Origin of the sequence: Streptomyces sp. NPDC005483 (assembly GCF_040606035.1) — a bacterium.
GTDB lineage: Bacteria > Actinomycetota > Actinomycetes > Streptomycetales > Streptomycetaceae > Streptomyces.
In genome coordinates, this window is the sequence record NZ_JBEXEA010000021.1 from 132,559 (window position 1) to 145,611 (window position 13,053).

10 protein-coding genes and 2 pseudogenes are annotated in these 13,053 nt (G+C 71.7%); 8 read left to right on the top strand and 4 right to left on the bottom strand.

The annotated features are described in order from the left end of the window. Positions 1-7: 7 nt before the first annotated feature. Positions 8-853 carry a patatin-like phospholipase family protein gene (locus ABZT06_RS34150; protein WP_355749881.1) on the bottom strand — a complete coding sequence of 282 codons (846 nt, stop codon included), beginning with the start codon at positions 851-853 and terminating at the stop codon, positions 8-10. A gap of 101 nt (positions 854-954) precedes the next feature. Here ABZT06_RS34150 and ABZT06_RS34155 point away from each other — a divergent pair, with 101 nt between their 5' ends. Next, a complete protein-coding gene (locus ABZT06_RS34155) occupies positions 955-1,635 on the top strand; it encodes a TetR family transcriptional regulator (protein WP_355749884.1) in 681 nt (226 codons plus the stop codon). Between the two features lie 134 nt (positions 1,636-1,769). Beyond that, complete coding sequence (locus tag ABZT06_RS34160; RefSeq protein WP_355749887.1) at positions 1,770-3,110, top strand: esterase-like activity of phytase family protein; 1,341 nt, start codon at positions 1,770-1,772, stop codon at positions 3,108-3,110. Between the two features lies 1 nt (position 3,111). Here ABZT06_RS34160 and ABZT06_RS34165 read toward each other — a convergent pair whose 3' ends face one another. Together ABZT06_RS34165 and xylA are read right to left on the bottom strand one after the other, a co-directional pair. Next, positions 3,112-3,576: a hypothetical protein gene (locus ABZT06_RS34165; protein WP_355749890.1), complete on the bottom strand. Its 465-nt coding sequence runs from the start codon at positions 3,574-3,576 to the stop codon at positions 3,112-3,114. Positions 3,577-3,750: 174 nt separating this feature from the next. Then, entirely contained in the window at positions 3,751-4,917 is a 1,167-nt protein-coding gene (gene xylA, locus ABZT06_RS34170; RefSeq protein ID WP_355749893.1) for a xylose isomerase, read from the bottom strand. Positions 4,918-5,076: 159 nt separating this feature from the next. Here xylA and xylB point away from each other — a divergent pair, with 159 nt between their 5' ends. From xylB to ABZT06_RS34200, 6 genes and pseudogenes are all read left to right on the top strand, one after another. Continuing rightward, a complete protein-coding gene (gene xylB / locus ABZT06_RS34175; RefSeq protein ID WP_355749897.1) occupies positions 5,077-6,522 on the top strand; it encodes a xylulokinase in 1,446 nt (481 codons plus the stop codon). Positions 6,523-6,529: 7 nt separating this feature from the next. Then, positions 6,530-7,738, top strand: a complete 1,209-nt coding sequence (locus ABZT06_RS34180) for an ROK family transcriptional regulator (RefSeq protein WP_355749900.1) — start codon at positions 6,530-6,532, stop codon at positions 7,736-7,738. Between the two features lie 180 nt (positions 7,739-7,918). Next, positions 7,919-8,038 (top strand): annotated as a pseudogene (locus ABZT06_RS34185) (acetamidase); the annotation flags it as partial. Between the two features lie 29 nt (positions 8,039-8,067). Further along, positions 8,068-8,667 carry a peptidoglycan recognition family protein gene (locus tag ABZT06_RS34190; protein WP_355749903.1) on the top strand — a complete coding sequence of 200 codons (600 nt, stop codon included), beginning with the start codon at positions 8,068-8,070 and terminating at the stop codon, positions 8,665-8,667. Between the two features lie 97 nt (positions 8,668-8,764). Further along, positions 8,765-10,045 (top strand): GAF domain-containing protein, encoded by a 1,281-nt coding sequence (locus ABZT06_RS34195; protein WP_355749906.1) that lies wholly within the window; start codon positions 8,765-8,767, stop codon positions 10,043-10,045. Positions 10,046-10,101: 56 nt separating this feature from the next. Continuing rightward, positions 10,102-11,625: an aldehyde dehydrogenase family protein gene (locus ABZT06_RS34200; protein WP_355749909.1), complete on the top strand. Its 1,524-nt coding sequence runs from the start codon at positions 10,102-10,104 to the stop codon at positions 11,623-11,625. A gap of 611 nt (positions 11,626-12,236) precedes the next feature. Here the strand turns inward: ABZT06_RS34200 and ABZT06_RS34205 are convergent. Further along, positions 12,237-12,930, bottom strand: a pseudogene (locus ABZT06_RS34205) (transposase family protein). Between the last annotated feature and the right edge of the window lie 123 nt (positions 12,931-13,053).

The following is a 13,053-nucleotide window of genomic DNA, read 5'->3' on the forward strand; positions in this document are numbered from 1 at the left end:
CCGGCCCCTACCTCTCGGCACGCCAGACCGCGTGCACCGAGGCCGCGAGTGCGGTCGCCTGGGCGTGGCCGGCACGGGCGGCAGCGGGGCGGCGCGCGTCGGACGTCAGATCGCGGCCCATGGCCCGGCGTGCGGCTCGGTCCGGGGTCACGAGGGTGACGTGGGCGCCTTCGGCAGCAAGGACCGCCGCCTGCTGCTCGGCGCCGGGATGGGGGCCCACGGCGGCGGGGATCGGGGCGATGGCCAGGACGTGGTGATGGCCGCGGGCGAGGTGGATGTTGGCCGTGGCGCGGCTGCCGCCGTCCATCCAGCGGCGACCGCGCAAGGTGATCGGGGGCCAGACGACGGGAACGGCGCAGCTCGCTACGACGGCTTCGACGAGCGTGACGTCCGAGTCGGCGTCGAAGGCCGCCAGTTGCCCCGAGTGGGCGTCCACGGCCGTGATCCACAGTGCGCGGTCGGGCCAGCCTCCCAGGCTCCGCAGCAGCGGAGCCAGGGCGTCGTACACATCGGACTCGGGACCTGTGCGCGCCTTCAGCGCCGCGTGCCCGAGGCGCAGCACGGAACGCTCGGGATCGCGGGAGCCCAGGGCGGCCCACAGAAAGCGAAGCGTCTGAGTGAGAGTCACATCGAGACCCACTCCGTCGGCCCGGGCCAGTTGACGTTCGTACAGCTCGCGCGCGGGCTCCCCCGCGAGGAGACGCGAACCGAAGATCGCGCCGGCCGAGGTCCCGATGACGACATCCGCGCGGGAGGGGTCGACACCGGCGTCGCACAGACCGGAGAGAACCCCCGTCATCCAGGCTCCGCCGACGTGACCACCCCCGCCGAGGACGAGCGCCGTACTGCCCATACCTCACCCCTCCCACGATAAATGGGGACCACTCCCCACTTCCTGGCTCGACGATAGTATCACTACCGGGGAGCACTCCCCGGTAGTGCGAAGGGGCGATCATGACGGACGACGCGACGGCGCCGGTACGGCGTCGCGATGCGCGACGCAACAGGGAGTCGCTGGTCGAGGCCGCTCACGAGGTGTTCACGGAGCAGGGACTGGAGGCACCCCTGGACGTGATCGCACGGAGGGCCGGGGTGGGCAACGCCACGCTCTACCGGCATTTCCCGAGCCGCGCCGCCCTGGTCGACGCGGTCTTCCGTGACCCGCTGGCGGACACCATGGCCGCGGGTGAGCGGGCTCGGGAGGCCACGGATCCCTGGGCGGGGCTCGCGGGGTACGTGGAGGTGGTGTTCTCCGTCCTGGCCACCGATCGCGGGACGAACGACCTGATGACCACACACCTCGAGGGCGTCGAGTCGCTGCAGGCCGTGCACGCCCACAACCGGGCGACCATGGAGTTGCTCCTGCGGCGTGGGCGCGAGGCGGGAAGCATCCGGGCGGACGTCACGACGGAGGACGTTCTCTTCGCCCTGGCCGCGCTCGGCCGGGCCGTTCCCTCCCTCACCTCGGCCGTCGACCCCGAAGCCTGGCGCCGCCCTCTCGCCCTGCTCCTCGACGGTCTGCGTGCCTCTCCGGCCGTCGCGCCTCTCCCGCCCCCCGCGCTCACGGCGGACGAACTCGGCGATGTGCTTCAAGGACTGGGCCCGCACCGGCCACCCCACCGCTCCCGCGGCTGAGCACGCGCCACGCGCGCGCAGCGAGGTCGGGCCGACGCGCGTCCGACGCCTGCCGTTCACCCGTCGGTTGCACGGCATTCCGGGCGGGGCCCAAATCTGGCCGATGTCAGCGAACTTGGTCCCCAGGAGGCCCCATGTCCCCGCGCCCCACCGGCCGACGCCCCGTCAGACGCACCGCAGCGGCGGGTGTACCCCTCGCCCTGGTCGTCGCCCTGATCGCGGCGGGCCCGGCCATGGGCGCCCCGTCCGGCGAGGCGCGTGTCGTGCGTACGGCGACGCTCGGCGACATCCCGCTCGGCACGTTCAGCAACCGGCTGCTGCCGGGCACGGTGGACGACGACCGCGGGGTGGACCTCGGGGGCATCGGCAGTGACATCTACCCGACGGGCCGCAAGGGCGAGTTCTGGACCGTCACCGACCGCGGGCCCAACGGCCAGATCAAGGTGGCCGGCACCAAGCGCCGCACGTTCCCGGTCCCGGGCTTCGACCCGGCGATCGTGAGGATCCGCGTCTCGGGTGACACCGTGAAGGTGCTCGACGCGATCCCGATCACCACCGCCTCCGGCAAGCCCGTCACCGGGCTACCCGACCAGCGGGGGCGCGACGAGGCACCGTACGGCTACAACGCGCTCACGGCGCTGTCGTACAACCCGAACGGCCTGGACACCGAGGGCGTCGTGCGGGCGGCGGACGGAAGCTTCTGGCTCGTCGACGAGTACGGGCCGAGCCTGGTGCACGTCTCCGCGCGCGGGAAGGTCCTCACGCGATACGTCCCCGAGGGACTCGGCCTCACCGGCGCCGACTACCCGGTGGTGGAGGCGCTGCCTTCCGTCCTGCTGCACCGGAAGATCAACCGGGGCTTCGAGGGGCTCGCCCAACTGCCCGGCGGCGACCTGGTGCTGGCCGTGCAGAGCCCGCTGTCCCTGCCGGACACAGCCGCCGGAGAGGCCTCACGGACGACTCGGCTGCTGCGTTTCTCGCCGAAGAGGAAGGCGGTCACCGCCGAGTACGCGTACCGCTTCGACCCGGTGAACGTGGTGGACCCCAATGAGGACGACACCTCCGAGCTGAAGATCTCCTCGGTGGTCGCCGTGGGCGGCGACCGGCTGCTGGTCGAGGAGCGCACCGACAAGGCCGCACGGCTTCAACTGGCGCGCCTGGACCGGTCCGCAAACATCCTCGGCAGCGCCTGGGACGACGACACCACGTCCCCGTCGCTGGAGCAGCTCGGCGATCCGGCGGCCTCGGGAGTTCCCCTGCTCGCCAAGAAGCTGGTCGTCGACCTGGGCACCGTCGCCGGCGTGCCCGGGAAGATCGAGGGCGTCGCGCGCGTGGACCACGACACGCTCGCCCTGATCAACGACAACGACTTCGGGATGACGGACGGATCCGGTGCGTTCGACGCCGCCGGCCGGCTGGTCGACAGCGGGGTGGAGACGACGGTGACGTACGTCCGGCTGCCGCACCGCCTCTGACTCACCCGAACGCAGACGGCAGCAACGACTCCAGGTCGCTCGGGAACTCGCTGGGGATGTCGCTCGGGAACTGCGACGGGAGCTCGCTCGGCAACTCGCTGGGCAGCTGTGTGGGCAGGCTGAACGACGGTTCGGGCGAACCGCTGGTGCTGGTCTGCGAGGCCGGGCTCTTGTCCGGTGAGTCGTCGCTGCCCGATGCCATGAAGACCACGACGGCGACGGCCACGGCCGCAGCGATCACGGCCAGGAGGGCGAACAACGGGCCAGGGCGTCGTCGCGGGGCGCCGGGACCGCGTCCGCCCGGGCCGTCGCCCACGGCCGACATCGGCTGGGTCGACGGCATGGTGCCGTAAGGGTGCGGGCCGTTGCGCCCGAAGTCGTCGGGAGGCGGTCCGAAGCCACCGCCCGGAGGCGGGGTGTCACCCGGCGGTCCGGGCGGCCGAGGCGGTACGGGCGGCGTGGCCATACCGCCCAGAGTCACCTCGAACCGCTCACGAGGCGACCCCCGCGCGGACGTTGATACGGCCTCATGCCGTGGATCGCACGATTCCGGAACATTCCGCGCGAGGGTCGCGGCGCACGGGCGCGTGCCGTCGACAAAGGCCCCTCACGGCCGACGGCACACGCGCGTGTACTCCGTTCAGCCGCGCGCACCCAGCAGGTGGTCCATGGCGAGCTGGTCGAGCTGCTCGAAGGCCATGCCGCGAGCCGCGGCCGCTTCCACATCGAAGTCCTCGAAGGCGCTGCGGTCTGCGAGGAGCGACTTCAGGCCGTCCGCCGCCGTCTGCTGGGCCAGCTCGTCCAGGCGCGAGGCACGCAGCGCCTCCTGGACCTGCGGGTCGGCCCGGAAGGCGGCCGCACGCTCCTTGAGGATGAGGTAGTTGCGCATGCAGCCCGCGGCCGAAGCCCACACGCCGTCGAAGTCCTCGGTCCGCGGGGGCTTGAAGTCGAAGTGCTTGGGACCGGCGTAACCGGCGCTCTCCAGGAGGTCGACGAGCCAGAAGGCGGCACGCAGGTCGCCGGCGCCGAAGCGGAGGTCCTGGTCGTACTTGATGCCGGACTGACCGTTGAGGTCGATGTGGAAGAGCTTGCCCGCCCACAGGGCCTGCGCGATGCCGTGCGGGAAGTTCAGACCGGCCATCTGCTCGTGGCCGACCTCGGGGTTCACGCCGTACAGCTCGGGGCGCTCCAGGCGCTCGATGAACGCGAGCGCGTGGCCGACCGTGGGCAGCAGGATGTCGCCGCGCGGCTCGTTCGGCTTGGGCTCGATGGCGAAGCGCAGGTCGTAGCCCTGCTCGGTGACGTACTCGCCGAGGAGGTCGAAGGCCTCCTTCATGCGGTCGAGGGCGACGCGCACGTCCTTGGCCCCGCCGGACTCGGCGCCCTCGCGGCCGCCCCAGGCGACGTAGGTCTCGGCGCCGAGCTCGACCGCCAGGTCGATGTTGCGGATCGTCTTGCGCAGCGCGTACCGGCGCACGTCGCGGTCGTTGGCGGTGAACGCGCCGTCCTTGAAGACGGGGTGCGTGAAGAGGTTGGTGGTCGCCATCGGCACCTTCATGCCGGTCGCGTCCAGGGCCTCGCGGAAGCGCTTGATGTGGCCCTCACGCGCACTGTCCGACGCCCCGAAGGGGATCAGGTCGTCGTCGTGGAAGGTCACGCCGTGAGCGCCGAGCTCGGCCAGGCGCTGCACCGTCTCGACCGGGTCGAGGGCACGGCGGGTGGCGTCGCCGAACGGGTCCCTTCCCTGCCAGCCGACGGTCCACAGGCCGAAGGTGAACCTGTCCTCGGGGGTGGGCTGGTAGTTCATGACGCGGCTCCTTGCTGCTCCGGACTATTTCGTCATGGCGGTTTACAAATTAGTATGCACACACGTCTCCGGGAAGAGACAAGGTGTCTCCGGAGGGAGACACGAACCGCATCAAGATCATGAGCCGCGCCAAGAGGCCGCGCAAAAAGGGAGAGCCCGATGTCAGCAGCCGAGGGTCCGCTCGTCGTCGGCGTGGACACGTCCACCCAGTCCACCAAGGCGCTGGTGGTGGACGCGGCCACCGGCCAGGTCGTCGCGCGCGGCCAGGCACCGCACACCGTGTCCTCCGGGGCCGGCCGCGAGAGCGACCCGCGCCAGTGGTGGGACGCGCTGTCCGAGGCCCTGCGCCAGTGCGGGGACGCTGCCCGCGAGGCCGCCGCGGTGTCGATCGGCGGCCAGCAGCACGGCCTGGTCACGCTGGACGCGCAGGGCGAGCCGGTGCGCCCGGCCATGCTCTGGAACGACGTCCGCTCGGCACCTCAGGCCCAGCGCCTCATCAACGAGCTGGGCGGCCCGAAGGCCTGGGCGGAGCGGACCGGAAGCGTTCCGGGCGCCTCCTTCACGGTCACGAAGTGGGCCTGGCTCGCCGAGCACGAGCCGGAGGCCCTGCGCGCCACCAAGGCCGTCCGCCTGCCCCACGACTACCTCACCGAACGGCTCACCGGGGAGGGCACCACCGACCGCGGCGACGCCTCCGGCACCGGCTGGTGGGCGTCCGCGACGGAGTCGTACGACCGCGAGATCCTCGCGCACGTGGGCCTCGACCCGGCGCTGCTCCCCCGCGTGGTCCGGCCCGGCGAGGTGGCCGGCACCGTGCGCGACGGCCATGACCTGCCGTTCTCCAAGGGCACCCTGGTCGCCCCCGGCACCGGCGACAACGCGGCCGCCGCGCTCGGCCTCGGGCTGCGCCCAGGGACGCCGGTGATGAGCCTGGGCACCTCGGGCACGGTCTACGCGGTGTCCAAGCGGCGCCCCACCGACCCGACCGGGACCGTCGCGGGCTTCGCCGACGCCCACGGCGACTGGCTGCCGCTGGCCTGCACCCTGAACTGCACCCTCGCCGTGGATCGCGTCGCCGCCCTGCTGGGCCTGGACCGCGAGGCCGTGGAACCGGTCTCCGGGGTCACCCTGCTGCCCTACCTGGACGGCGAGCGCACCCCGAACCTGCCGAACGCCTCCGGGCTGCTGCACGGCCTGCGCCACGACACCACCGGCGGCCAGCTCCTCCAGGCCGCCTACGACGGTGCGGTTCAGGCGCTGCTCGGGGCGCTGGACCTGGTGCTCGACGCGGACGCGGACCGTTCGACACCGCTGTTGCTGATCGGCGGCGGCGCCCGGGGCACGGCCTGGCAGCAGACCGTACGACGCCTCTCGGGACGTCCCGTCCAGGTGCCCGAGGCCAAGGAACTGGTCGCCCTCGGCGCCGCCGCACAGGCCGCGGGGCTGCTGACCGGGGAGGACCCGGGTGCGGTCGCCCGGCGCTGGAACACCGCCGCCGGTCCGGTGCTGGAGGCGGTCGAGCGGGACGACGAGACGCTGGCCAGGATCGCCGGGGTACTCTCCGACGCGGCGCCGCTGCTGGAGCGGGGGACCTCTGAGGGGTGAGGGAGGCATGACCGCACCGCTGCACGACGCCCACCCGGCGGGCCCCGGGCGCCGGCTGCCCGACACCCAGCAGGGCATGCGCCGCCGCAACCTGGCCCGTGTGATGCACACCGTGAGCGCCGAGGGACCGCTGTCGCGCGCCGCGGTCGCCTCGCGCATCGGCCTGACCCGGGCCGCGGTGTCGACCCTCGTCGACGAACTCATCCGCTCGGGGCTCCTCGAGGAACTGGGCCCCGAGCGCCCCGGCCGGGTCGGCAGGCCGGGCTCCGCGCTCGCCGTCAGCGGGCACGGACCTGCCGGGATAGGCGCCGAGATCGGCGTGGACCACCTCGCGGTCTGCGCCGTCGATCTGCGCGGACAGGTGCGCTCCCGGGCGGTGCGGCACGGCGCGAACCGGGGCCGCTCCCCCGAGCCCGTGATCGCCGAACTCGCCTCGCTGGTGCGCCAGGTGGTGGCTCAGGCGGAGGGCGAGGGCCTGTGGCCCGCCGGTCTCGCGGTGGCGGTGCCCGGTCTGGTCGCGCGGGACGCCCGGACCGTCGTCCGCGCCCCGAACCTCGACTGGCACGACACGGACCTGAGCACTCTGCTGCCCGAGGACCTCCCGCTGACCGTGGGCAACGAGGCCAACTTCGGCGCGCTGGCCGAACTCTGGCTCGGCGACGGCACCCCCCGCGACTTCCTGCACGTCTCGGCGGAGATCGGCATCGGCGCGGCCCTGGTCGTGGACGGGCGACTGCTGCGCGGCACCCGCGGTTTCGCGGGCGAACTCGGCCATGTTCCGGTCCGTCCCGACGGGCCCCGGTGCCCGTGCGGCGGACGCGGCTGTCTGGAGCAGTACGCCGGCGAGGAGGCGGTGCTGCGGGCGGCCGGTCTGGAACCGGGCGAGGACCGGGTCGGACTCCTCGCGCAGCACGCCGCGGACGGCGACGAGGACGTACGGAGCGCCCTGCGCGAGGCCGGGGAGGCGCTCGGCATCGCGCTCACCGGGGCGGTCAATCTGCTGGACCCCGAAGCCGTGGTGCTCGGCGGTGCGCTGGCCGGGCTCGCGCCCTGGCTGCTGCCCTCCCTACGGGACGAGCTGGCCCGGCGCACGGCGGGCCCGGCCTGCCCGGTGTCCGTGTCCGGCCTGGGCTCGGAGGGTCCGCTGCTGGGGGCCGCGCACTCGGTGGTGCGGGCCGTGCTGGACGACCCGGCGGTCGTGGGCGAACGGGCCTGAGCGCCTGCGAACGGGCCTGAGTGCCTGTCAACTCACCCGATCGGGTGACCGGGTTGTCCACATTCCCGACGTCGTCCACCGGAACACCGAGCACTCCTCCGCCCGATGGGCAGCCGCCGTACCGTGATTCAGCCGAGGCACGCAGCTGCGGCGGACGAGCGGTCTTCGCGAGGTCCTTTCGTCCGCGACACCAACCACACCCGCGTGGCGGAGATCCGCAAGGAACGGCTGCCGGCGCGCGAGACTCACCGCGGAGCGCACGACCGGCTCCGTGAGACCGCGGTGACCCCGCTTGGCTGAACGCCGCTGAGACGAAAGGCACTTGATTCATGGAACGCGCCAGACCGCTGCTCGACAGACGGAGGCTGCTGAAGGGGGCCGTCCTGGCCGCCGTGCCGTACGCGCTGCTTCCCGAGGCGCAGGCCGGTGCCACCCCGCAGCCCGTCGACCACCCGCTCGCCGAGTGGCAGCCGGCCACGCCCTCCAACTTCACGGCGTCGGACCGCCCCTGGTCCTACCATGTGGACCGGGTGGTCATCCATGTCACCCAGACCTCCTACACCGATGCCCTGGACATCTTCCGCAACCCGGCGAAGGCGGTGTCCGCCCACTACGTCGTGCGTTCGGCCGACGGTCATGTCGCGCAGTGCGTAAGAGAGGCGGACGTCGCCTGGCACGCCGGGAACTGGGACTACAACACCCGCAGCATCGGGATCGAGCACGAGGGATGGGTGGACAAGCCGGCCTACTTCACCGAGGCCCTGTACCAGGAGTCCGCGAAGCTCACGGCGGGGATCTGCGAGAGATACGGCATCCCCAGGGACCGCTCGCACATCATCGGCCACTACGAGGTGCCGGGCACGGACCACACCGACCCGGGGCCGTACTGGGACTGGGAGCGTTACCTGAGCATGGTCGGCGCCGTGTGAGCGAGGCGTCGTTCTGGTGACGCCGGTCGAAGAGGTTGTCTGCGCGCGTACCGGGAGTGACGATGTCCCCAGCCGCATCGTGTTCCGGGAGGCCGAGTTGACCGATCCCTGGGTGGCCCTGGAACCGGGGGCCGACCCTGCCGAGCGGGTCCGGCTGCTGCGGCGCGCGCACGAGACGTTCACCGAGGCGGGCACGGTGCAGCGGCCGGTGCGTCCGGTGGTGGCCGACTCGTGGCGGCGTTCCGCGCGGGCCGGTGTCGGGCCCGACGGGACCGCGGACGTCGAGCTCAGCGACGGCGACCTCGGTCCGTACCGGGCCGAGCATCCGCTGGCACACGTGATGCCGCTGTTCCGTGAACTGATGGGGACCTTCGCCTCGGACGGGGAGCACCTGCTCGCGGTGTGCGACGAGCACGGCAGGCTGCTCTGGGTCGAGGGCCATGCGAGGACCCGCCGGCAGGCGGAGTGGATGAACTTCGTGCCGGGCGCGCGGTGGGCGGAGACCGCTGTCGGGACGAACGCTCCGGGTACGGCGGTCGCGGTGGACCGGCCGGTGCAGGTGTTCGCGGCGGAGCACTTCATCCGCCGGGTGCAGCCGTGGACCTGCGCGGCCGCGCCGGTGCACGACCCGCGGACCGGGCGGGTGCTGGGGGCCGTGGACATCACCGGCGGGGACGGGCTCGCGCACCCGCACAGCCTGGGCTTCGTCCAGGCGGTCGCGCGGGCCGCCGAGTCCCAGCTGGCACTGCTCCTCCCGCAGAAACCGGCCACCGACAGGCCCGAGCTGAGCGCGCTGGGGCGCGACGAGGCGCTGCTGGCCGGCGACGGCCGCAGGGTCAGGCTCAGCCGCCGGCACAGCGAGATCCTGCTGCTGCTGTCCCGGCACCCGGAGGGCCTGACCGGGGACGAGCTGTTGTGCGCGCTGTACGAGGACGAGTCGGTGACGCCGGTGACGCTGCGAGCCGAACTGGCGCGGCTGCGCAGGGTGTTGGGCCCGGGGCTACTGGCGTCGCGGCCGTACCGGCTGACCGTGCCGGTCGAGTCCGACGTGGCGATCGTCGAGCGGCGGCTGGAGAGCGGGGCGGTCGCGGCGGCGGCGACGGGGTACGCCGGTCCGCTGCTGCCGGCCTCGCAGGCGCCGGCGGTGGTGCGGCTCAGGCGCCGGATCGCGGACGGGCTGCGGACGGCGCTGGTCGCCCGCCGGGATCCCGACCTGCTGGCGCACTGGGCGCACGCGCCGTGGGGCGAGGACGACATCGAGGTGTGGCGGGCCCTCGCGGCCGTACGGCCCACGGCGAGCGTTCGGGCCCGGCTGGCCGCGCTGGAGTCGGAGCTGGCCGCGCCGACGGCAACGTGGTTGCAACGTCCGCGCTCCTAGCCTCACGCGCAGAGCCGCCCAACGGCGGGCGGCGCTGCTGAAGGAGGCTGGCCAGCATGACCCGTTACGCGGCACCCGGCACCGAGGGCGCGATCGTCTCCTACCAGGCGCGCTACGACCACTTCATCGGGGGCGAGTACGTGCCGCCGGCGCGCGGCCAGTACTTCGACAACCCGTCCCCGGTGAACGGGCAGTCCTTCACCGAGGTCGCGCGGGGAACCGCGGAGGACGTGGAGCGGGCGCTGGACGCCGCACACGCCGCCGCGCCCGGCTGGGGCCGTACCTCGGTGACCGAACGCTCCGACATCTTGCTGAAGATCGCCGACCGTATGGAGGCGAACCTGGAGAAGCTCGCCGTCGCGGAAAGCTGGGAGAACGGCAAGCCGGTGCGCGAGACGCTGGCAGCCGACATCCCCCTCGCCATCGACCACTTCCGGTACTTCGCCGGGGCGATCCGGGCGCAGGAGGGTTCGCTCGGCGAGCTCGACGACGACACGGTGGCGTACCACTTCCACGAGCCGCTCGGCGTCGTCGCGCAGATCATCCCGTGGAACTTCCCGATCCTGATGGCGGTGTGGAAGCTGGCCCCGGCCCTGGCGGCGGGCAACGCGGTCGTCATCAAGCCCGCCGAGCAGACCCCGGCCTCGCTCCACTACTGGATGAGTCTGATCGCGGACCTGCTGCCGCCGGGCGTGGTGAACATCGTCAACGGCTTCGGTGTGGAGGCGGGCAAGCCCCTAGCGTCGAGTCCGCGGGTGGCCAAGGTGGCGTTCACCGGTGAGACCACCACGGGGCGGCTGATCATGCAGTACGCCTCGGAGAACATCAAGCCGGTCACCCTCGAACTCGGCGGCAAATCGCCGAACATCTTCTTCGACGACGTCTGGGCGCGGGACGACGACTTCCGTGACAAGGCGCTCGAGGGGTTCACGATGTTCGCCCTCAACCAGGGCGAGGTCTGCACCTGCCCCTCCCGGGCCCTGATCCAGCGCGGCAACTACGCCGAGTTCCTGGAGGCGGCCGTCGCCCGCACCGAGCTCATCAAGCCGGGTCACCCCCTCGACACCGACACGATGATCGGCGCCCAGGCCTCCAACGACCAGCTGGAGAAGATCCTCTCCTACCTGGACGTCGGCCGGCAGGAGGGCGCGAAGGTCCTCACCGGCGGTGAACGCATCGAGTACGACGGCGAGTTGAAGGGCGGCTACTACGTCCAGCCGACGATCTTCGAGGGTGACAACCGTATGCGGATCTTCCAGGAGGAGATCTTCGGCCCCGTCGTCTCGGTGACGTCTTTCGACGACTTCGACGACGCCATGAAGATCGCCAACGACACGCTGTACGGCCTCGGCGCGGGCGTGTGGACCCGGGACATGAACACGGCGTACCGGGCAGGACGGGCGATCCAGGCGGGCCGCGTCTGGACCAACTGCTACCACGCGTATCCGGCGCATGCGGCGTTCGGCGGGTACAAGCAGTCGGGGATCGGGCGGGAGACGCACAAGATGATGCTGGAGCACTACCAGCAGACGAAGAACCTTCTTGTTTCGTACAGCCCGAAGAAACTTGGGTTCTTCTAGAGCTTCAAGTCGGTTGTCTGGGGGGGAGCTTTGCCCTCCAGACAACCGAGACCTGTAGCCACCCGTGTACCCGCCCGTCTGAAGCCGATCAAGTGACGCCGCTTCGCCGATCGCACCAGGCGGCACACCGTCTATGGGGCATTCTCATGCGTGGCCGGCACGCCTTCGCCCGCATGAAGACCTGGAAGATCCTCCGCGACTGCCGCTTGAAGGGCGACGGCGTCCATCACGCGATGAGAGGCATCGCCCGCCTGCACAACCTAGGGCTCAGCCGGCAGGCGAGCAGTAGATGAGGACCTACCCTCCCCAGGCCTCCGGCCCTTGCTTGACGATGACGAGTCCGTACGCCCGGTCGGAGGGCCAGAGATCCACCTGATACAGAAAGTGCTCACCGGAACCCCCACCAGTGCCGACCCGTGGTGGTCCGGCCGGGACGTAAGAGACCCGAGCACGTAGCAGCCCAGCGGGAACAGTCAGGCTCGGCCCGTCGGCAGGGTCGGTGCCGGGGCCGGACATGGTGAGCCGACCGGTTGGCACGTCGAGGTCGGTCTCCACGATGTGCTCGGCCGCTGGGTCAGTCGCTGGTGTCGAAGCGTAGACAGTGAGCGTTTTCAGCGTTGCCTCTCCAGGGTGAGGACGGCTTTGGCGATGACGGTCATGCGGTTCGGGCTGATGCGGGATCTGCGGAAGATCTGCCAGGATTTCAGCCGTGCCATGCCGCGTTCGACCGGTGCCTGGGCCGCGGCCAGGGCCCGATTGACGGTGCGCTGGGTGAGGGTGAGCTCGCCGCCTCGGTGGCCGTTTGAGTCCCGTGGTGACCCAGGGGCCGGCGCCGGTGTAGGCACGGTCGGCGAGGACAGGGACACCCTGGCGTTCGCAGATCCGGATGATGCGATGGGTGCGGGCTGCGGTCAGATCGTGGGTGCGACCCGGCAGGACGGGCGAGATCCACAGCAGCTCGCCGACCGGATCGGTGAGGACCTGGACGTTGACGCCGTGCCGGCGGTGCTTGGCCGAGTACTTCGCCCGGTTGTCACCGACGCGGTCGCACTCGGCGAGTGTGCCGTCCAGGAGAACGAAGTCCGGATCGTGCTCGCGCACCGTCTTGAGCAGGCCGGGGCCTCGTTCGGCGAGCAGGCCGGTCACGCTGGTGACGTACGCGTGGACGGTTCCGACGGATATGCCGAACCCGGCCGCGATCGGGGCGAGGGTGTCGTGGCGGCGCAGGTACACCAGAGCGACGAGCGCACGCTGGTGCGGCGGGAGTTTGCACCGTCGGTCACCTTCGCGGGTGACGATGAGCATGGTGACCCACTCGACCAGGTCGTGAGGGAGGTCGAGTGCGGCAGGATAGACACCTCAGGCGCTCAACGTGTCAAGCTGCGGCGGTGAGTTCGGTGGGGAAGGCGGTGTGTTCATCGAACAGCT